This is a genomic window from Brevundimonas sp. VNH65 (assembly GCF_049445955.1).
In the GTDB taxonomy this organism is placed as follows: domain Bacteria; phylum Pseudomonadota; class Alphaproteobacteria; order Caulobacterales; family Caulobacteraceae; genus Brevundimonas.
Map to the genome: position 1 here is coordinate 569,263 of NZ_JBMSDX010000002.1, position 19,535 is coordinate 588,797.

Genomic DNA, 19,535 nt, shown 5'->3' on the forward strand with positions numbered 1-19,535 from the left:
GGGGGAACGAGGATGGCGCAATTCAATGACTGGTGCGTGGCGGTCGACGAGCCCGTGGGGGCCCACCATCGCCGCGTGATGACCGGACAGGCCGCGAACCTCGCCACCGGCATCCAGGCCACCGCCGCCATCGTGCCCGCGCATTATGCGTCGGAAGAACAGGTGGCGCGCGCGCTCGCGCGGCTCGGCAAGCCCGCCGCTGCGGCGCTGATCGAGGGCAAGCTACCGACGACCAAGCAAATCCGGTCTGGCGACCTCGGCGAGATTTACGCGACTGAATGGATCGACGCGCACAGCGGCGGTTACCGGGCGCCGATCAAGCGGCTGCGCTGGAAAGACCATCGCAACATGGCAATGCGGGGCGACGACGTGATCGGTATCCTCCAAGACGCACAGTCGCAACGCCTGCATTTCCTGAAGACCGAGGCGAAGAGCCGCGCCACGCTCACCGCCCAGGTCCTGACCGACGCGCGTGTCGGCCTCGACAAAGACGGCGGACTGCCCTCCGCGCACGCGTTGTCCTTCATCTCGGCCCGCCTGCTCGAACTCGACAATCTGCCGCTGGCCGATGCGATCGACGACGCGCTGCTAAAGCACGGGATTCCATCGCAGAACGTCAGGCATCTGCTTTTCACATTTTCCGGCAACGCGCCGGACGCGCTGCTGACCGCCTCCCTTCAGGCCTATCCCGGCCCCATCAACCAATGGGGTATCGGGCTTCGCGTGGAAGGACATGCCGCCTTCATCGGCGCGGTTTATGATCGAGTGATCGCCGATGCCCACAACCCCTGAAGCGATTGCGGCCGACATCGCGGAAGCGGCGACCGCCGGCTTTAGGGGGAGCCTGATCGCGCGCGGTCAGGCCCGCGCGATCATCTGGCGAGACGGCGCCCTCCCGCCCGACGCGCCGGCCTTCGCACCCCAATTGAGCTATGATCTCCATTCGTATGCCTACGCCTTGCTTGGCCTCGGCCTGCGGCTTCGCGAGTTCGGTGGCGACCCTGCCCAGGCGCGCGCCGCCTTCGAGCAGGCGGCGACAGCACTTGAGGCAGTGATGGCCAAAGGCGACCGCCAGGAGGTGGATCGCGACTTTCATTTCGTGATGGCCGCTGCGGCCTATCACTTGGCCCATCTGTCGGCGCGGGCTTATTCGCTGCTCGCGATCGTCGAAACGGAAGAGAACTTTTCGCCCGTCGAGCGGGCCCTCGCGCAGTTGATGCGCCGCAACTTCACCGCCCTGCGCTCCAGCGTCCTCGACTACCGCGCATCCGGCCAAGGCAGCGACGCACGCATCGCCGCGGACATCCAGACTCGTCTCGATCAAGCCGAAGCCGCCGCCGCCCCGCCCGAGGACGGCGACGACTTCCTCTTCGACGGTCTCGACGTCGCGCTCACCGACGCCTTCATGGCCGCCATGTCACTCTTTCTGCTCGCGCTCGAACGGGGTGAGCGGCCGCTGGTCGACCAAGCGCTCGAACGGCTTCGCACCAGCCTCGCGATCTGCAGCGAGATGAACATGCTGCCGCAATGGTGGGCGCATCGCGTTGCGATCCATCTCCTCTCGGACCTCTGGTCAAGCACCTTTCACGAGAGGGTTCCGCTTCAGCCCGCCGGTGGGGCCGCAGCCGACTGGCAGCCACTGCGCGAGCTGTTCATCGCGTTGCTGCAACGTCGCCCGAAGGCGGAAATCGACCTCTGGCCGTCGCAGACCGAGGCGACCGCTCGGGCCGCCGACCAGTCCGACGACCTGGTGGTGTCGTTGCCGACAAGCGCCGGCAAGACCCGCATCGCCGAACTCTGCATTCTACGCTGCCTGGCGGGCGGCAAGCGGGTGGTCTTCGTCACCCCGCTGCGCGCGCTGTCGGCGCAGACCGAAACCACTTTGCAGCGGACCTTCGGCCCGCTCGGCAAGACCATCTCCGCCCTCTATGGCAGCATCGGCGTCAGCGGCTTCGACGAGGATGCGATCCGCGAGCGCAACATCGTGGTCGCGACACCCGAGAAGCTCGACTTCGCCCTGCGCAACGACCCCTCGCTTCTTGATGATGTCGGCCTCCTGGTCTTCGACGAAGGCCATATGATCGGTCCCAATGAGCGCGAGGTCCGTTACGAGGTACAGATTCAGCGGCTTCTTCGCCGCCCGGACGCGCAGGAGCGACGGATTGTCTGCCTTTCGGCGATCCTGCCCGATGGCGACCAGCTCGACGACTTTGCTGCCTGGCTGCGCCGCGATCACCCGGGCGGGTTGATCAAGAACGACTGGCGGCCGACCCGGCTGCGGTTCGGCGAAGTGGTGTGGACGTCGCCCACGGCGCGGCTCAACCTGCGCGTTGGCGACGAGCGACCCTGGGTCCAGCGCTTTCTCACCGGCGCGGCCCCGCCCAGCTGGATTCCGCCGAAGCGCCGCCGCACCCGTCTGTTTCCCGACGACCAGCGCGAACTCTGCCTCGCGACGGCTTGGCGGCTTGTCGATGATGGTCAGACAGTCCTGATCTTCTGCCCCGAGCGGCGTAGCGTCGAGCCGTTCGCGGACGTCATCGTCGATCTGCATGAGCGCGGCGCCCTGCGCTCGCTGCTCGCGGCCGATCCGAATCTCTTGAACACCGCGATCGCGCTCGGTGAGGAATGGCTGGGCGCCGACAGCGCAATCCTGAAGTGCCTGCGCCTCGGTGTCGCCCTTCATCATGGCGCGCTGCCCACCGCCTATCGGAAGGAGGTTGAGCGCCTGCTGCGCGAGAATGTTCTCAAGGTTACCATCTCATCGCCGACCTTGGCGCAGGGCCTCAACCTGTCGGCCACCGCCGTCGTCATGTATTCCCTTCACCGGGCTGGCGAGCGCATCGAGATCAGCGAGTTCAAGAACGTCATCGGCCGCGCGGGCCGCGCCTATGTCGATGTCGAAGGCATCGTTCTCTTCCCCATGTTCGACGAGATCACCAAGAAGCGGCGCAACTGGGAAGCGCTCATCACCGACCTCGGCGCGCGCGAGATGGAAAGCGGCCTCTTGCGGCTGGTCGCGTTGCTATTGACGCGAATGCGCGCGCGCGTCGGCGGCGACCTCAACCAGCTCGTCGAGTATGTCGTCAACAACGCAGCGGCCTGGACCTTCCCCGAAGTCGCCAACGAAAAGCCCGAGGACCGCGAACGCGCGCTCGCCGATTGGGAACGGCACGTCGCAACGCTCGACACAGCGATCCTCAGCCTCATCGGAGAGAACGACATCCCCGACGAGGGCATCGAGGCGGCGCTAGACGACATCCTTCAATCCTCCCTATGGCATCGCCGCCTTCAACGACGGGACGAGCCCGTTCGGCAGGCGCTGAAGGCTGGGCTGGTGTCCCGCAGCCGGCTGATCTGGAGTCAGTCGACAGCCGCACAGCGCCGCGGCTATTTCCTTGCGGGGGTCGGGCTGACGACGGGCCACGCGCTCGATGCTATCGCCGCCGATGCCAATCTTCTTCTCATCCAGGCCAATGGCGCGATCCTCGAAGGGGACGCCGAGGCGGCAATCACCGCGATCACCAACTTCGCCGAACTTGTCTTCGCCTTCTATCCCTTCACTCCCGATCCCTTGCCAGCGAACTGGCGCCACATCTTGCGCGCATGGCTGCTCGGCCAGCCGCTCGCGGCGCTGGGGGCAGCTCAGGCGTCGGAGACCCTGCAGTTTGTTGAGGGCGGCCTGGTCTATCGTCTGCCTTGGGCGATGGAGGCGGTCCGCGTCCGGGCAGCCGCCAATGGCGATACAGTCGGCGTTTTCGATTTGCCGTTGGAGGATCACGAGCTTGGAGTAGCGGTTCCCGCTGTTGAGACGGGTACGTTGAATCGGTCAGCCTCGATCCTGATCCAAGCCGGCTTCAACTCGCGACTCGCTGCGATCAAGGCCGTTACCGACACGGTGGCGACTTTCACGACGGGCCAAGAGCTGCGGCAATGGCTGAATTCGGAGGCCGTGGTCGCGTGGAGCGCTCTGCCCGACTGGCCGACGGCCGAAACGAAAGCGATCTGGATGGAGTTCACGCAGAGCTTCACGCCTGCGGAAAACCGCATCTGGTCCGACCGGCGATATTGGGCATCCGTCAACTGGCTAGGCGTTCCCCCGCCACCAGGCACGCCGGTCCAAGTTCACCATTGGGGCGGCCAGCCCCGCGTGCTGGCGGCAGATGCGACCCCGCTCGGCACGGTACAGGCGGCGCTCAATCCAGCCCGTCTCGGCCTGCTACGGGCGACGGTCGCGCAGGACGTCAGCAAAATCGACATCGTCTACTTGGGTCCGGCAGACATCGGCTAGGTCAAGGTTTCTAGTGTCCTAGTGCTGGACAAGTGCTTGCGAGACAATAGTGTCTTAATCAGGTGCGGCGCGGTCGCGACGCGGGGAAGGAAGGCAACCGTGGCGCTGGCTCCGACAGCGAATGACATTTCAGTGCGCGAGTTGCTGGAGCAGTTCGAGGCAGATTTCGCCGCAGTGGCGGAGGCCATCGAAAACGGCGAATTTGCGCTCTGGATTGGATCGGGCATCTCGCGTCAGGCGCCGAGCTTAGGCACGCTGATCGAGCGGGCCTTTGATTATCTGCGCGAACGCGCGAACGACCCGGCCACAGCAGCGGACTTTGTCCCTGCACTGGAGGAAGCGTTGACCCTAGCTGAGGTCGAGCCCGCCGCCGTTCGCGCCCGCTACGGGGATCCGCTTGCGGCTTGGCCGGAGCATGACGCGATCATCAATCGCCTGTGGAACAAGTATTCGCGAATTCTAGACATTCGCGTGCCCGGCAAGGATGCCGACTTCGTCCTATGGGACGCCATCAATATCCGAGAGGCGTTTGAGCATCCCGCGCCGCCAGCGGCCGAACATCTATCGATAGCGGTGCTCATTCTTGAAGGAGCCGTTCAGGAAGTGGCTTCTGCGAACTGGGACGGCTTCATCGAAGCGGCGGTAGCCCGGCTAAGCGGCGCCGTGCCCGGAGTCATGCAGGTTGTCGTCGATCCCAATCAACTGCGCGGCCCGGCCGGCAGGGCAAAGCTCCTCAAATTTCACGGCTGCATCATTCACGCGACCCGTGAGCCGCTCGTCTTTCGACAGTATCTAACGGGCAGCCACACCCAGATCATGGACTGGCCGGAAACGGCTGCGTTTGCCGCAATGCGCAACGCGATCGTTGGCCTCGCAACCACGCATAAAACCCTCGTGCTTGGTCTTTCCATCCAAGACAACAATCTCCAGACCATCTTCGCTCGCGCCAAGGCGGTTCATGGCTGGCCATGGCCCTGCGCGCCGAACGCGCCTGCCCACATCTTCTGCGAGGACAAGATCCAGCTCGGTCAACGCGACGTCCTGCGGTTGGTCTACGGTGACGCCTACAACAATGCTCCCGCGGCCCTGCACGATGCCACTCTGCTCCGCGCGTGGGGCGAGCAGACCCTGATCGCACTGGTGTTGAAGCTGCTCTGCGAGAAGCTCTCTCGATTGATGGAGCTCGGCCTGACGGCGTCGGGACGGCAGACCATCGCCGTTGCCCTCGCGCCGGCTCTGAAGGCGCTTCGCAACGACTTGGCCGATCATGCCGTTATCCCGGCGGGAGAGCGGAGCAGAACCGCCTTCGCCAATCAGGCGATCGGCCTCTGGTCCCGAATGCTCTCCCTGTTCAGGCGCGGCGTGCTGCCTGACGATCCGGATGCCTATGAGGCGCTCAGCAGTTCGACACCGAACCTCCTCGCGGCCGACCAGAATGCTGTGGCTATGGGACTCGGCACGTTGGGGGTTATGCTCGCGCTTCTCCAGATGGGGCGCGCCGACGGCCATTGGGAGCTGACACCTCCATCCGACAATACGCTGCTGGCGGGAGCGATGACAGCGCAGCCCACGCGCCCGGGAGCTGCGGCTCGTCCCCTGTTCCTGGTCAAGTCGGCGGCTGATGCGATCTCGCTCCAGAGCAACGGCGCCTTCGCGAATGACAACGCGATTGTTGTGCATGCTGACGACGCTTGGCGGCGCATGGTTGGAAGTGGCGCAAGCGCCCGCCGCGTCCGTTCCGCACCGGGTCGCACTGGGCGTGTTGGCAACACACACGTCAGCATCGCCGATTTGTTGAGCCGCTCCACCGATGCGGCCGAACTGCAAAGCGCCTTCGTCGCGGAGATGATGCTGTGAGCACCGCGCCCCTGATCCAAGCTATCCAAAAGCGGCTTCGCGCAGCCGGCTATCACGATTTGTCGACTCCGCTAAGGATCGCCGGCGTCGAGTTCGCCTTCACCGGCGCGATGCGGGGCAGCGATGGACGCGCCCTCGACCTGGTGCTCCTCGTAGATACGACAACGGGGGATTTCGGCGACCGCGATGGTGCGCGCGTTCGGCAACGGGTTGAAGCGCTGAGCCGCGCGCTCGACGTAACCGCGTCGCGTTATGTCGTCACCCTCATACTGGCAGGCGCCGCACTGGCCGAGGGCATCGAGACGCTGTCCGAAACCTGCCGGGTTCTGCAGGTCGAGAATATCGCCCTTGGCCAGGCTGGCGAGCCAGCTGATGAAACGGCGGAGCGGCAACTGGACGATCGAATCCGGGTTCTGCTGCCGCTGACGCTTCCACTCGCGCCTACTAATCCGGAAAATGGGAGCGGACCGGCGATGGACCAGCTCATCAGCGCGCTCCAGCAAGGGACGGATAACGCGCTCCTCGACGCGGTCGTTGAAGCCTCGGCCGTGGGCGAGGCGGCGGTGACGGAAGCCGCAGCCGAAGCAGTAGGGCAGCCCTTTAAGGCCTCGAGCGAAGGAGAACCGTCTTGAGCGACTCCATGCTGAGAAGCCTCGACATTACCAATTTCCGGAGCATCCGCGGCCATATCCATGCCCCGCTGGATGCGAAGGTGGTGCTCGTTCACGGTGAAAACGGCGCGGGCAAGACAAGCCTGCTTTCCGGGATCGAGTTGGCGCTGACCGGGCACGTGCAGTCGTTACAGCGCGCTGATCCCAATTATGAGCGCCAGCTGCTCCACCGATCCGCTGAAGACGGCAGCGTTGTGCTGCGTGCGCTGAACGCGAGCGAACAGACGTTCAGCGCAACGCTCGCTCCGGCCGGGGCGAAATCGGATAACGCGCTTGCTGAACCACTGGCCGCCTTCTTCCGCGAACGCGCATTCCTTCCCCAGTCGTTGCTCGGGCAACTACTCCAGATCTATCAGGACGCCGGCAGCGACGCGGGGTCGCCACTGGCCCAGTTTGTTGGAAAGCTCCTTGGCCTCGACCGCCTGGATGCGCTCGAGGCCGGCCTCAAGCCCCTTGTCGACGTTCGCAACGTTCGGAAGACAGTCGATGGGTGGCTCGCCGCCGAAAATGAGAAATCCCGCCTCGACCGACTGCTGACCGACCAGCGCAAGAGCCGCGGCTTGATCAACGATCGGATCATCGCCGCCCTGGCAGAACTAGCAAAGATTTGTGCCGCCCTCGATGTCGGCGTCGAGGTTCAAGAGGATAGCTTGGACGCGGTGTCCGCCGCGCTCTCGGACGGCCGCGACGACGAGCAATTCGCGACGCTGACCGATCAGGAGCGCCGGTTTGCCGCGATACGTCGCGAGATCGGCCAAGCCCAGAGCGCGGCGTCCGCCGACACGCCATTGCCCGGCAGCGATGCCAGCGAGCAGTACTCCCAATGGGAAGCTACTAACGGTACGAGGGTAGCAGCAACCCGCGCACGCATCGAAGCTCTCCTCCCCGACCTGTCACTGCCGAGCGATCCCGTTCGATTCGCCGACGAGGCGCTGACAAGGCTGCGGACCGAGCGAAAGCAGCTCGAAGATCAGGCGACCCAGGCGCGCGCCGCGATCGTGCGACGTGCCAGCGCTCAGGACGAACGTGATGTCGCAATGCGTCAACGCGAGACGATCGACGGGGAAGTCGAGCGCCTGTCGTCTACCTCCGGAAGCCTAGCCTCGGCGCTGGCGGAACTCACCTCGTTCATCGACGACAACGTCTGTCCCGTGTGCGATCGCGATTTCTCCGAGGTCAGCGCAGACTCTCTCAGCGACCACGTCCACACCAAGGTCCGCACGTTGTCCGCGTCCGCCGAGCGCCTTCTCACCTTGGGCCGGACGAGAAGCGAAGTGCAGGTGACGCTCGAACGCCTCGATCGCGAACTCGAAACCCTTGCGGCGCTCCAGCTCGACGAAGAAGCGCTCGCCGCGCTCGATCGGAGACGTGCAGCGATCGACGCCGTCATCACCGAGCTTGATTCGATGGCCGACGCCCTTCGCGAAGGCGCAAGGCTCAGGACCGCTGACGTTGCAGCGCGTCGTGCGGTCAGCGAGGCGCAGTCACGCCACGTTTCTCTCGCGGCCGCCCGCGAAACCCTGACGTCGTTCGCAACCTCCGCCGGCGAAGCTGGCGTCGCGGAAGGCGAGTCCTTCGACGCTGCAGTCGTGCGGCTCTCCGAGCGGTTCGCCGCGCAAACCTCGCGCCTGCAACTGCGCGTCAGCCAGCGCCGCGATGGTCTCAACAAGATCGCGGCCATCCGCACCGACATCCAAAAGCGCCAGGACGCTGACACGCAGATTTCTGCGGACTTCAGCGCATGGCAGACCGCAGACACCGCCCTTGAGCGTGCGCAGTCGCTACGCGACCAAGGGATCGAGGTCCGCAACGCGGTCGACCGGGTGCGATCGGGGATCATTCGACGCGAATTCAACGACCGACTCAATCGTCTGTGGCGTGATCTGTTCGTGCGGTTGGCGCCAGGCGAGCCGTTCGTGCCGGCCTTTCGTATCCCCGCATCATCCACGCAGAAGCTACAGCCGAAGCTGATCACAGAGCACAGGGATGGTGGTGAGGCAGGCGGCGCGCCAGGAGCCATGCTCAGCGCAGGCAACCTCAACACGGCGGCGTTGACGTTGTTCATCGCGCTCCACCTCTCGGTTCCGAAGGAGCTGCCCTGGCTGATCCTCGACGACCCCGTCCAATCCATGGACGATGTCCACATCGCGCACTTCGCAGCGCTGCTTCGCACCCTTTCGAAGGAGCACGGACGGCAGGTTATGATCGCCGTCCATGACCGGCAGCTCTTTGAATATCTAAGGCTGGAACTGAGCCCTGCGTTTCCTGACGACAGCCTGCTCACCCTTGAGCTGACGAGAGGCGCCCGCCGCGACAGCGTGTGCGTGTCAAAGCGGTATTCGTACAAGGAGGAGACCGCACTTCTGGCCGCAGCGTAGCGACGCCTGTCTGTCCGCGGTGTCCCTGGCTGACAGTCTTTCCTGCCGGCCGCGCTCTCCTCGGAGGCACCTCGGTAAACCGTCGAACACGCCCTCCCAAGACGGGTAAGCCGACGCTGGCGAGCGCCAGCTATGCAATAGGAAGCGCATGGACAATAACGGGTCATCTTTTTCGGAGCGCTTCAATTACAGCGCGCCAGACGCCGAAATCACCGTCCGCGAGGACGCGCCCAAAATCCTGCGCGCCGGCTTGACGCAGCTCGCGTACGCGGCCGAAATCGGCGGCAACCCGCGCCCGGGCAGCCGTCACGATCTTGACCCCCTCGAGTGATTCCTTCCGCCTCCCCCGTGAGGGAGGTGACATTACGAATCATCCTCATGCAGAAAATGTTCGCATTGCGTTCCGCGCGGGGTTGACGGTGGGATTCTCAGGGGACAAAAAGTCCGGTGAGATTCCCCATGCCGAGAGTGCAAAGAATGAACGAAATCCTGTCGGCGTCACGGTTTGAAGTGCTTTTGGAAGCGCGAACTCTCTTCACGCAGCGCGAGTTGGCGGAGCGGTTGGACTATAACCCAAAGCAGATAAGCCGGTGGGAAAAGCGCGAACTTGAGATTCCCTTGGCAGTCGTCCCTGCGCTTCAACGGATTATCGGAGGTCATAACGTCACCGGCCAAGGCGACAGTGATTTTACTTTTATCGACCTGTTTGCGGGCATCGGAGGGATCCGGCTCGGATTTGAAGCGATCGGCGGTCGCTGTGTTTTTACGAGTGAATGGGACGATTATGCCCAGAGGACATATCGCCGCAATTTCGGTGAGGATCATCCCATCGCGGGTGACATAACCAAAATTGATGAGTCCGACATCCCAGACCATGATGTGCTTTTGGCGGGTTTCCCCTGCCAGCCCTTCAGCTTGGCCGGCGTTTCAAAAAAGAATGCTCTCGGTCGACCCCATGGCTTCGAATGCACCACGCAGGGAACTCTCTTTTTCGACGTGCAGCGCATCATCGCCAAGAAACAGCCCAAGGCATTTTTACTTGAGAATGTGAAGAACCTCGTCAGTCACGACAAGGGTAACACTTTCCGCGTGATCATGGACGTGCTGGAGCGGCAGCTGGGATATACGGTCAAGCCAATGGTCGTCGACGGAAGGCGCTTCGTGCCGCAGCACCGTCAGCGCATTCTGCTCGTGGGGTTCAGGGAGGACGTCGGGTTCGAGTGGGAGGAACTGCTGGCGACTTTTCCGGAAGTCGCGGGCGGCCCAAAGCTCAGATCCATCCTCCATGCGGAAAACGGAAGCGAGAAGGATGGCGATCAAGGCCGCTTTCTTCTTCCAAATGGTAAAGTTCAGCCGAAATATGTGCTGACGGACCGACTTTGGGCATATCTTCAGGGATATGCTGAAAAGCATCGTGCGGCAGGCAACGGCTTCGGTTGTAGCGTCGTTGGACCCGACGAAACGAGCAGGACTCTGTCTGCGCGCTACTATAAGGATGGTTCGGAAATTTTGATCTACAGGGGCAAGGGCAAGAATCCGCGTCGGCTGACCCCAAGGGAATGCGCGCGTCTGATGGGATATCCGGAGACGTTCGAAATTCCCGTCTCGGATATGCGCGCATACAAGCAGTTCGGAAATTCCGTTGTTGTGCCTCTGATCGAAGCGGTAGCGCGCGGCATGAAGCCGGGGATCATGAAGCTGGTTCAGTCTGATGTGGAGCGGCTAGCCGTCGCAAATGGCTGACACGGTCGACGCGGCCACCCGAAGCCGGATGATGTCCGGCATCCGGGCGCGCGATACCAAGATCGAGTTGGCGATCCGCAAGGCGCTATTCGCCCGGGGGTATCGCTACAGGACGGCAGTAGTGAAGGTGTTTCAAATTGGCGATTTTAATCAATGTGATCGATCAAAACGGGACACTTTTCATAGGCTTAGTGCAGTTTCATCGAAGGGACCAAAGGTGACCATTTAGGACGACCTACGACCACTTCAGGTGGCTCATCCGGTGGTCCAGCCCTTGCCATTTTCCGAGTCTCACCAACTTGGAAAGTGAATGCCCACATGAAAAAGACTCGCAGTTCTACCCGGCTAAGGCTGACGAACAAATCCGTTGATGCCTTGCTGAAATTGCCGCCGGAGCAGCGCTCCCGTCGGTACTGGGATTCCGAATTTTCGCCTCTGTATCTCCAGTTCAGCCGCGCCGGCGCAGCCAGCTATGTCATGCGCTACACAAAGCGTGACGGTCGGGACGGCGACTTTGCGATTGGCTCGCCAAGTTTCATTTCGGCCGACGCCGCACGGGCCGCCGCTAAAGAGCGGATGGCTGACTTGACCTTGAACGGCGTCGACCCGGTCGAAGCGCGCCGACAAGGACGGCAACAAGCAGTGATTCAGGAAGTGGACAATTCCTTTCGCGCTGTGGCCGAGGCGTACCTGGAAGCCAAGGCGAACCGACGGGTGGGCAAGCGCCAGCTTCCGGAAGGGAATGATCTTCGAAAGCACGTCTATCCCGTCCTAGGAAACATGGACATCGACACCATTAAGCAGTCCGACATCGTTGCACTGCTCGATGAAATTCAGTTGGGCGTTCTGAAACGTCGGGCGCGGAAACGGGCTACTGGAAAGACAACCGCCAACATCTGCCACAAGGCCATCAAGCGAGTTTTCAAGTATGCGATGGCGACGGAACGCGCCTCGCGAAACCCCGCAGCGTTTCAGGGTATGGCGAACAAAGTTCCCAAGCGTAGGGGGCGCCTGAATGAGGAGCGCTTCAAACTCTACTGGGATGAAATGCTGAAGGCGTGTGTGGATACCGATCGCGTGGCCGTGGCGTTGGCAGTCTTGATCTACATGGTCACCCTTCAACGGCCAGTCGATGTCGCGAGAGCGCGTCGGAGCGAAATCAACCTCGAAACCCGAACGTGGCGCCCCTCCGAAACCAAAACCGGCGTCGAGTACTTTGTGCCGCTTTCTGATCTAGCCGTCGCCTTGATGCAAGAAGCCTTCAAGCGCAGTGACAGCGAATGGCTTTTCCCGAAAGCATTCGGACGGAGCGGCCACATGATCCAGGCGTCCATGACGAACTGCTGGTTCCGTGTGCGCACTCAACTGGAACAAAGCTGCATCCTGATGGATACGGACGTCCAACTGTATGATTGCCGACGGTTCGGCCGCACCCAGATTCGTCACAAGCTGGGATATGATCTTGATGTGGCAGAGGCTGTCATTAATCACCACGACAATTCGAAGATGGAAACCCTTTACGATGTCCATGACTTCGATGACCAAGTTCGCGACGCACAGGAATCCTGGGGCCGCGAAATCATGCGCATGGTCGAGATCGACCGCACCGATCTCTTCAATACGTAGCGTTCGTCCGTGATTAGCCGCGTGAATGGTCCCATAAGTTGATCATTCGATCACGGGCATGCCCTTGAAGATCGCCGGCGACGGCGGCGGACCGTCGGTCCAGTGCCAGGTCTCGCGGGTGCGCATCAGCTCCTGTGTGACCTGGGCGGGGACGGCCGGAATATCGACGGGCGTCGGAGCGTAAGTCCCCGACGGCGCCAGGTTTAACCTGAACCGATGAGGGAAGCCCCCGAAGCGCACCTCTATGACCATGTCGCGGATCGTGCCGTCTGGGATGACGATCTGTTCCGCCAGGATGGCGCCGCCGTGGGCCGTGCCGGGGTCGATGGTCGTCGTCTCCAGCATGGTCCGTCCCAAGGTGGAGATGGTCTGGCGCAGACGTCGTTGGATGTGGTCGTGCGACGCCTGCAACTCCCCCGAGGCGCGGCGGTAGGCGATGTCGTGGCGGCGTGGGTGCTCCTCCATCTCCTGGAGGGTCAAGAAGTACTCCACCGCCGCGTCGGCCCAGGCCAGGTTAATCTCGCGTTGGGCGGTCATGCGCGCCGTGTGGCGCAGATAGTCGAAGTCCTGAACGCCGTAGGGTTGCCCGTCCAGATAGAGACGAATGTCTTCCGATCCGATGTTGATCGGATAGCCCGAGGTGTTGAAGGCGGCGACTGAGAAGTAGAACTTCTGGGTGTCGTTGTACCGGACCGGCAACAGCATGATCGCGCCGGATGGCCCGTTCGACACCATCAGGGCGTTGCCGCGCGAGAAGCGAACGCCCACGCCGTGATCGGCCGTGGGGATCATCCGCACCTCCTGTGGCGGCGTGGCAGCGCAGCCGGCCAGTGCAGCCAGGGTTGCGACGACCGCAGCCTTAGGAAACATCGACTTCATCCCCATAACCGCCCCTCTCCGTCAGAACTGAACCGGCGTGCCGGCGATACGGCCGCAGAACTGGTTCCAGGCACCTTCGAAGTAGGTGGCGTTCAGTTCCTCGCTGCCGTCGATCAGCGCAGAGGCGTCGCCTGTGCGATCCACGCCGGCCTCGAACCGCTGAAAGCCGGACATGCCGCCATAGGCGTTCCGGCCGTTCACCTCACCGCAGAACATGGTCGAGCCGTTGGAGTGTTCGATGCGGCGCACATTGCGGAATTGGGCTGATGAGGGATCGCGCAGCTTGTCCGTCACCGCCTGACGCGCGGCGGCGCGAATGCGCGTCGGCGTCCAGTTCACGGGTGGCGTGCGGGCGCGTTGGGCCTCAACGCAGGCCGCATAGGCGCCGCTGGCGATGTCCCGCATCCGCGCCATCACCGCATTGGGGCTGCCGGGCGGGTAGCCGCCATTCGTGGAGCAGGCGTCGGCTTGTGCAGATGCGGTGCCTCCGAACGCAACGACCGCAGTCAGAACCGAAATGGCGAAGACGATCTTCTTCATCAGAACCCTCCAGATTTAATCTGTAGGATATATCCCGTGGTTTAACGAGCGGTGAAGCTGTCGCTTGCCGCCATGAACGGACGGGCGCTGGTGGCGTGGAATCTCAAGAAGCTGCGGACTGAGCGCGGCATTTCGCAGGAGCGCTTGGCTGCTGACGCGGGTATAGATCGTGCCTATCTCAGCGAGATCGAGCGCCAGTTGGGCAACGCGTCTGTCGATCTGCTGGATCGACTCGCGGGCGTGCTGGGGGTGTCGATTTCGGCCTTCTTCATCCTGCCCGAAAAAGGCGAGGCTGCGCCAAAGTCACTGCCAAGCGGTCGACATTCGAAAGCCTAGCCGCCAAGGCATGGGGGCTAGGCATCATCATATCCGAAATAATTAGCGATACCTTCGGCGGCAGCGCAGAACTGTTTGGCATCTTCGTGGGACATGATGATGCGGTGATCGCCAAATGCCAAGAATAGCTGAGGGCCATTACCTGCGTAGCCGGTTGTGCCGAGTTCGATAGTGGTGTCGCGTGCGGTGTCAGCGCATTTAACATCTTGATCGAAATACACAATCGCACCCATTACCCACTCCTAAGTTTGCTCAATTGCTGCCAAGTTTAAACGGAACGACGATGCCATCTTTATAGGCACCGGGTAGGGGCGGAAGCGGCACGCCCGTAACTAACTGGTACATTCCATCTGACAGCCCGGCTTCCTCTGCCAAGGCCCTGGCGCCTAGGTGGTGGACGCTGGCCATAGCCTCCAAGGCATCTACCAGCAGCTCCGGCTGCTCGACTGGCATGGAGGGGTCATCGTCGTACTTCTCGACCTTGGATTGGCCCGTCTTCATCAGGTGGATGTTGGCCGTTCTATATTGGGCAGGGCTCAGAATCCCCAAGTCATAGCCACGTCGGACAATTGCCCGAACGGACATCTTCCATCGAAGCTTCAGAGCGTAGAGGGCGCGCCAATCGATCGCTCTGCTGCTGCGGGGAAACTCACGGAGCACCGCACCGCGCGGAAACAGGAAAGCTCCTGCGAAACGATGGGCCTGGTTCTCCGTTACGGTGTCGCCGGTCTGAATGCCCCTATGCATGATGAGATGGCCGCATTCATGGGCTAAATCAAAACGCTGGCGGCCGAGGCTCTGTTTGAGCGAGCTGCGAACGATGATGGGGCGACGCCGGTCCATTGAGAATGCGTCCACACGCTCGGAGAGATCGCCGAAATAGGTGACGATAGCGCCAGCATTCTCAACGACACGCATCATGCTGGTGATAGGCCCGTTAGAGCCCAGACTCCAAAAAAGACGAGCTTGCTCAGCAGCCTTTTCAATGTCTTCCGACGTATGGACCGGAATGTCCGGAAAGTTCACCACCGGGAGGCCCAGTCGACGTTCGAGCGCTTCGGTGAGGGAATCCAGGATTGTGCCCCGAGCCAATACCTGGCTGGTGATGGAGGCGGGGCGTCCCGCCTGTCCACGAAAGTGGCACTGCTCAGGTCGGACAGTAGAGGGCGTCGCGCGGCAAAGAAATTCGCGCGTTACTCCGAGGACATCGGCCAACGCGGCGATCATTTCTTGAGATGCCGCCTTGGCGCCGGTTTCTAATTGCTGAATGAACTGGCGGGTGGTGCCTACAGCCTCACCCACCTCCTCAAGAGAGCGCCCATGGGCCAGTCGGGCGAGTCGTAGTTGCTCGCCCACAAGATCGAATTTTATCGTCATACAAACCGGCCCCAGACAGCCGTTGTTCCCAGCCCCGCCTCAGAAGAATCAATCGTCCTCCGTGCCGTCCTTTTTGTCCTGATCGACGCCCGGCACAATCACCCGAGGCTTCGAAAGTTCCACTCCTTCAGCGTCGGGAATATCGACTGCAGCGATGCGCGTGACCGGCTCATCCAGCGGGATGCTCCAGGTCAGGATGGGGCTTTCGCCATCAAGGATGACAAACGAAATGGCTGCGACCTGACCGTCGAAATCAGTCTCTACGGCAATTCTGTAGAGCAGCTCGGTAGGCGACATCTCGTCTAGGCCAAACAATGAAGGCTGGTGGAGCTCGGAGAAGGTCTGACGGAGCGTGCGTTTGGTGGGTTCATCCGGCGCGCCCTTGTAAAACCGGACACGAACGTCGCCGATCGCAAAGACAAACTGCATTCCAGGCTGAAGCACTGTCAGCCATTCATGTTCAGGCTCGGCCTGAATAATTTGATGAATGCCGAAGGCGTAGGCCTCGCATCCTACCGTCCAGGGATTGGAGCCTACCGAGAGGTCCTGCCTGTCGAGCGCGTCATTACGCGCCTGGTGGATGAGGCGCGCTATCTCAATGAGGCGGTCGCGCTGCAGGTCGGGATGGTGTTCCCAAGGCGTCATGATTCGGCTCCGATCCATGAACGTATCGTGGGCGATATGGAAAATTTGTCAACTGATCTCAGAAAAGTAAACTGAAAGGCGGGATGTAAACCGAGCGCAGTTGGAGCCGATCACCTAGCTGCACTCCAACACCCTGATCACTTCCAGGCAAACGCCACAAAGCCAGCGATGCCTCCCCCTAGGATCAGCAATGGCGTCCAGCGCGGTTTGATCCGCCAGGCGGCGATCAAGGCGACAAGGAAAATCGCTCCGGCGATCCATAGCGACGGGGCCGAGCGGGCCGTGGTCCAGGCCAGTTGAAGCGAGGTGGCGGCGATCACGCCGACGACAGCGGCCGCTACGCCCGCCAAGAGCCGGTGCAGCGCCGGGTTCTCGACCACGGCCTCCAGGTGATTGAACAGCACCATCGAGAAGGCGAAGGCCGGCAGGAAAATCCCGGCAGTGACCGCCAGGGCGCCGAACCACCCGCCGACGACGTAGCCGGTGAAGGTGCCGAAGATCACCAGGGGCGCCGGCAGGACGCCGGCGATCGCTACGCCGTCCAGAAAGACCCCGTCCGGCAGCCAGCCGCGCCCCACCGTGTCAGCCCGTACATAGGGGATGGCGGTGTAGGCACCGCCGAATGTCAGCAGGCCGCCCTTCAGTCCAGCGATGAAGAGGGCGATGAGTTGTGGCGACGGTTCGGACGAGATCGGGACCGCGGGCGGCCTGACGTCTAAGCCGACGCCCAGCAGGATCGCAGCGAGTACAGCGACGGCAGCGATGCCCACGGCCGTCCAAGGACGTTGCGCCACGGCGTAGATCAGGCCGCACGCCACAAGCGGTATCCAGAAGGGTGCGTGAAGCAAGGAGGCGACAAAGGCGCCAATCGCCAGCATCCACAACAAACGGTCTTCCAGCACATGGGCGCCGATGCGCTGGACGGCGCGGATGATGATGGCGACTACGACAATCTGAACGCCCAGCAGCAGCCCGGTCAGGCCGGTTTGGCCGACAATGAAGCGCTCATAGAACCATGCGGCCGCCAGCATCAGGACGAAGCCTGGCAACATGAAGCCAAGGCCCGCCAGGAGACCGCCGATCCGCCCGCGCGCCATCATGCCCATGTGGACGCACAACTCGTGGGCTTCGGGGCCGGGAAGCGCCTGCATCACGGCAAGGAGGCGGTTGAAGCGCGGGCTGGAAATCCACCGCTCTTCATCGACAAGGGCGCGGCGGATCATGGCGATCTGGGCCACGGGACCGCCGAACGCCAGAAAGCCGAACCGCAGGAACTTGAGGAACAGAGCCGCCAGGGTCAGGCGGGGCGGTCCAACGGCGTCGGAAGAAATGGTCATGGCCTTGTCTCACTGGTCGCGCGGACACTGACGACAAGGCGGCGCCAGATACGTCGCCTCAGAGAGCGGCCGCGACCGCGCGCACGCCCATAGTAGCTTCACCATCGGTGAATTGGCAGGTGGCGTCCGCGTTTTCAGAACGGCGGTTCGCTACAGGTACTTGGTGATCTCGCGGAACTCCCCCATCGCCCGCCGCGCCTCGACGGGGTCGCCGTCGGCAGCATGGGCCAGGCAGTGGTCGATGTGGTCGTGGATCAGGGTCTTCTTCGCCGCCGCGACCGCCTTCTCGATGGCGTGAAGCTGCTGGGCGAGATCAACGCAGGCGCGCTGGTCCTCCATCATCTGAATGACCGTTCGCAGATGCCCTTCGGCTCGCTTGAGGCGCTTAATGACTTCGGGATGAGACGCATGAGAGATGTGTGCCATGGGTTTGACCTATCCCCCCGGTGGGGATAGGTCAAACGTCGAAACGCCGCATGGGAAAGGCCCCTAATGTTCTCCCCGCTTCGGAACACCGCCTATCGCCACCTGTTCATCGCCCAGGTCGCGGCTCTGTTGGGCACCGGCATGGCGACTGTGGCCCTGGGCTTGCTCGCCCATGACCTAGCGGGGGCTGGAGCCGGCGAAATCCTCGGCGTCGCCCTAGCGATCAAGATGATCGCCTATGTCGGCGTGGCGCCCTTCGCCAGCGCCCTGGCCGCCAAGCTGCCGCGCAAGACCTTGCTGGTTTCGCTGGATGTGGTGCGCGCCGCTGTCGCCGCCTCTCTGCCGTTCGTGAACGAGGCATGGCAGGTCTATGGCCTGATGACGGTGCTTTATGTCGCCTCCGCCGCCTTCACGCCGGCGTTCCAAGCCATGATTCCCGACCTGCTGGACGACGAGGGCGAGTACACCAAGGCGCTGTCGCTGTCCCGGCTGGCCTCCGATCTGGAAAGCGTCGCCAGCCCTGTGCTGGCGGCCGTCCTGTTGTCCGTCATCAGCTATCACAACCTGTTCGTCGGCACCGCGCTCGGCTTCATCCTGTCCGCCGGCTTCGTCGTGACGGCCATCCTGCCTCATTTGTCCGTTGCTCCGACCCTGCCGTTCCTGCGCCGCCTGACCGGAGGCGTGAGGCTGTTCGCGCTGACGCCGCGTCTGCGTGGATTGCTGGCGGTCAGCCTGGCGACAGCGGCGGGCGGCGCCATGGTCTTCGTCAACACGGTCGTCCTGGTGCAGTCGAACTTCGGCCTGTCGCAACAGGCGACCGCCTGGGCCTTGGCGGCGTTCGGAGGCGGGTCGATGACGGCGGCGGTGTTTCTACCCAAGACCCTGGAACGTGTCACCGACCGCAGCGCCATGGTTGCTGGCGCACTGCTGATGACTGCGGTGCTGATCGCAGGCGCTCTGTTCGCGCGCAGCTATCTGGTGCTGATCGCGCTCTGGATCATCATGGGCTTCGGCTATTCCCTGACCATCACGCCTGCCGGTCGCGCTTTGCGGCGCTCATCGACGGCAGGCGAACGTCCCGCATTGTTCGCGGCCCAGTTCGCTCTGTCACACGCCTGCTGGCTGATCGCCTATCCGATGGCGGGACTGGTGTCGGCTGAGGCCGATCCCCAAGCGGCTTTCGTCGTGCTTGCGGCGCTGTGTGGTCTTGGGGCGCTACTGGCGCTGATCGTCTGGCCCGCCCATGATCCGCTGAACCTGCTGCACCACCACGATGAACTGGAACCGGACCACGAGCATCTCAATGAAGGGATGCGCCCCGATGCAGCCGGTGTTTCGCACGCCCACCCTGTCGTGATTGACGACAATCACCGCCGGTGGCCGAAGCAACGTCAGTAGGCGCCGTAAAGAAATGAGGGCGCGCCGCAGATCG

At 62.6% G+C, this 19,535-nt stretch carries 18 protein-coding genes; 11 read left to right on the forward strand and 7 right to left on the reverse strand.

All coding sequences use genetic code 11. The annotated features are described in order from the left end of the window. Positions 1–12: 12 nt before the first annotated feature. The 9 genes from ACO2Q1_RS06610 (at position 13) to ACO2Q1_RS06650 (ending at position 12,563) form a co-directional block, all read left to right on the forward strand. The gene (locus ACO2Q1_RS06610; RefSeq protein WP_086490798.1) at positions 13–792 is read left to right on the forward strand and encodes a Hachiman antiphage defense system protein HamA; all 780 of its coding nucleotides are present in this window, start codon (positions 13–15) and stop codon (positions 790–792) included. Beyond that, on the forward strand, positions 776–4,288 hold the full coding sequence (locus ACO2Q1_RS06615; protein WP_086490799.1) for a DEAD/DEAH box helicase: 3,513 nt from the start codon (positions 776–778) through the stop codon (positions 4,286–4,288). Before ACO2Q1_RS06610 ends, ACO2Q1_RS06615 begins: the two co-directional genes overlap by 17 nt. Positions 4,289–4,387: 99 nt before the next feature. Beyond that, positions 4,388–6,145: an SIR2 family protein gene (locus tag ACO2Q1_RS06620; protein WP_167381815.1), complete on the forward strand. Its 1,758-nt coding sequence runs from the start codon at positions 4,388–4,390 to the stop codon at positions 6,143–6,145. Further along, positions 6,142–6,777, forward strand: a complete 636-nt coding sequence (locus ACO2Q1_RS06625; RefSeq protein ID WP_086490801.1) for a hypothetical protein — start codon at positions 6,142–6,144, stop codon at positions 6,775–6,777. Before ACO2Q1_RS06620 ends, ACO2Q1_RS06625 begins: the two co-directional genes overlap by 4 nt. Next, on the forward strand, positions 6,774–9,194 hold the full coding sequence (locus ACO2Q1_RS06630) for an AAA family ATPase (RefSeq protein WP_086490802.1): 2,421 nt from the start codon (positions 6,774–6,776) through the stop codon (positions 9,192–9,194). The genes ACO2Q1_RS06625 and ACO2Q1_RS06630 overlap by 4 nt, the downstream gene beginning before the upstream one ends. 148 nt (positions 9,195–9,342) lie before the next feature. After that, a complete protein-coding gene (locus ACO2Q1_RS06635; protein ID WP_086490803.1) occupies positions 9,343–9,525 on the forward strand; it encodes a hypothetical protein in 183 nt (60 codons plus the stop codon). 146 nt (positions 9,526–9,671) lie between these two features. Beyond that, positions 9,672–10,937, forward strand: a complete 1,266-nt coding sequence (dcm, locus tag ACO2Q1_RS06640; protein ID WP_086490804.1) for a DNA (cytosine-5-)-methyltransferase — start codon at positions 9,672–9,674, stop codon at positions 10,935–10,937. A 31-nt stretch (positions 10,938–10,968) separates the two neighbouring features. Beyond that, positions 10,969–11,166, forward strand: coding sequence for a hypothetical protein (locus ACO2Q1_RS06645; protein ID WP_423328772.1), 198 nt, complete (start codon positions 10,969–10,971; stop codon positions 11,164–11,166). Positions 11,167–11,255: 89 nt separating this feature from the next. Beyond that, the gene (locus ACO2Q1_RS06650) at positions 11,256–12,563 is read left to right on the forward strand and encodes a tyrosine-type recombinase/integrase (protein ID WP_112999662.1); all 1,308 of its coding nucleotides are present in this window, start codon (positions 11,256–11,258) and stop codon (positions 12,561–12,563) included. 42 nt (positions 12,564–12,605) lie between these two features. On the opposite strand, the gene ACO2Q1_RS06655 is transcribed toward ACO2Q1_RS06650, so the two are convergent. Together ACO2Q1_RS06655 and ACO2Q1_RS06660 are read right to left on the reverse strand one after the other, a co-directional pair. Then, on the reverse strand, positions 12,606–13,355 hold the full coding sequence (locus ACO2Q1_RS06655; RefSeq protein ID WP_146763775.1) for a hypothetical protein: 750 nt from the start codon (positions 13,353–13,355) through the stop codon (positions 12,606–12,608). 108 nt (positions 13,356–13,463) lie between these two features. Continuing rightward, the gene (locus tag ACO2Q1_RS06660; protein ID WP_112999660.1) at positions 13,464–13,982 is read right to left on the reverse strand and encodes a hypothetical protein; all 519 of its coding nucleotides are present in this window, start codon (positions 13,980–13,982) and stop codon (positions 13,464–13,466) included. A gap of 51 nt (positions 13,983–14,033) precedes the next feature. Between ACO2Q1_RS06660 and ACO2Q1_RS06665 the strand changes: the two genes are divergently transcribed. Further along, a complete protein-coding gene (locus ACO2Q1_RS06665) occupies positions 14,034–14,318 on the forward strand; it encodes a helix-turn-helix domain-containing protein (protein ID WP_258526264.1) in 285 nt (94 codons plus the stop codon). 17 nt (positions 14,319–14,335) lie between these two features. Here ACO2Q1_RS06665 and ACO2Q1_RS06670 read toward each other — a convergent pair whose 3' ends face one another. From ACO2Q1_RS06670 to ACO2Q1_RS06690, 5 genes are all read right to left on the reverse strand, one after another. After that, on the reverse strand, positions 14,336–14,551 hold the full coding sequence (locus tag ACO2Q1_RS06670) for a hypothetical protein (RefSeq protein ID WP_146763774.1): 216 nt from the start codon (positions 14,549–14,551) through the stop codon (positions 14,336–14,338). Positions 14,552–14,570: 19 nt separating this feature from the next. Continuing rightward, positions 14,571–15,695 (reverse strand): helix-turn-helix domain-containing protein, encoded by a 1,125-nt coding sequence (locus ACO2Q1_RS06675; RefSeq protein WP_112999658.1) that lies wholly within the window; start codon positions 15,693–15,695, stop codon positions 14,571–14,573. Between the two features lie 48 nt (positions 15,696–15,743). Next, positions 15,744–16,340 carry a hypothetical protein gene (locus tag ACO2Q1_RS06680; protein ID WP_112999657.1) on the reverse strand — a complete coding sequence of 199 codons (597 nt, stop codon included), beginning with the start codon at positions 16,338–16,340 and terminating at the stop codon, positions 15,744–15,746. A gap of 137 nt (positions 16,341–16,477) precedes the next feature. After that, positions 16,478–17,677 carry a chromate efflux transporter gene (gene chrA / locus ACO2Q1_RS06685; RefSeq protein ID WP_112999656.1) on the reverse strand — a complete coding sequence of 400 codons (1,200 nt, stop codon included), beginning with the start codon at positions 17,675–17,677 and terminating at the stop codon, positions 16,478–16,480. 150 nt (positions 17,678–17,827) lie between these two features. Further along, positions 17,828–18,103, reverse strand: coding sequence for a metal-sensing transcriptional repressor (locus ACO2Q1_RS06690; protein ID WP_112999655.1), 276 nt, complete (start codon positions 18,101–18,103; stop codon positions 17,828–17,830). A 66-nt stretch (positions 18,104–18,169) separates the two neighbouring features. Between ACO2Q1_RS06690 and ACO2Q1_RS06695 the strand changes: the two genes are divergently transcribed. Continuing rightward, positions 18,170–19,501, forward strand: coding sequence for an MFS transporter (locus ACO2Q1_RS06695; RefSeq protein WP_112999654.1), 1,332 nt, complete (start codon positions 18,170–18,172; stop codon positions 19,499–19,501). Positions 19,502–19,535 lie beyond the last annotated feature (34 nt).

Coding starts and splice junctions, on each gene's coding strand:
- ACO2Q1_RS06610 (WP_086490798.1), top strand. CDS start 13: ATGGCGCAATTCAATGACTGGTGCGTGGCGGTCGACGAGCCCGTGGGG.
- ACO2Q1_RS06615 (WP_086490799.1), top strand. CDS start 776: ATGCCCACAACCCCTGAAGCGATTGCGGCCGACATCGCGGAAGCGGCG.
- ACO2Q1_RS06635 (WP_086490803.1), top strand. CDS start 9,343: ATGGACAATAACGGGTCATCTTTTTCGGAGCGCTTCAATTACAGCGCG.
- dcm (WP_086490804.1), top strand. CDS start 9,672: ATGAACGAAATCCTGTCGGCGTCACGGTTTGAAGTGCTTTTGGAAGCG.
- ACO2Q1_RS06645 (WP_423328772.1), top strand. CDS start 10,969: ATGTCCGGCATCCGGGCGCGCGATACCAAGATCGAGTTGGCGATCCGC.
- ACO2Q1_RS06650 (WP_112999662.1), top strand. CDS start 11,256: ATGAAAAAGACTCGCAGTTCTACCCGGCTAAGGCTGACGAACAAATCC.
- ACO2Q1_RS06655 (WP_146763775.1), bottom strand. CDS start 13,355: ATGATCCCCACGGCCGATCACGGCGTGGGCGTTCGCTTCTCGCGCGGC.
- ACO2Q1_RS06660 (WP_112999660.1), bottom strand. CDS start 13,982: ATGAAGAAGATCGTCTTCGCCATTTCGGTTCTGACTGCGGTCGTTGCG.
- ACO2Q1_RS06670 (WP_146763774.1), bottom strand. CDS start 14,551: ATGGGTGCGATTGTGTATTTCGATCAAGATGTTAAATGCGCTGACACC.
- ACO2Q1_RS06675 (WP_112999658.1), bottom strand. CDS start 15,695: ATGACGATAAAATTCGATCTTGTGGGCGAGCAACTACGACTCGCCCGA.
- ACO2Q1_RS06680 (WP_112999657.1), bottom strand. CDS start 16,340: ATGACGCCTTGGGAACACCATCCCGACCTGCAGCGCGACCGCCTCATT.
- chrA (WP_112999656.1), bottom strand. CDS start 17,677: ATGACCATTTCTTCCGACGCCGTTGGACCGCCCCGCCTGACCCTGGCG.
- ACO2Q1_RS06690 (WP_112999655.1), bottom strand. CDS start 18,103: ATGGCACACATCTCTCATGCGTCTCATCCCGAAGTCATTAAGCGCCTC.
- ACO2Q1_RS06695 (WP_112999654.1), top strand. CDS start 18,170: ATGTTCTCCCCGCTTCGGAACACCGCCTATCGCCACCTGTTCATCGCC.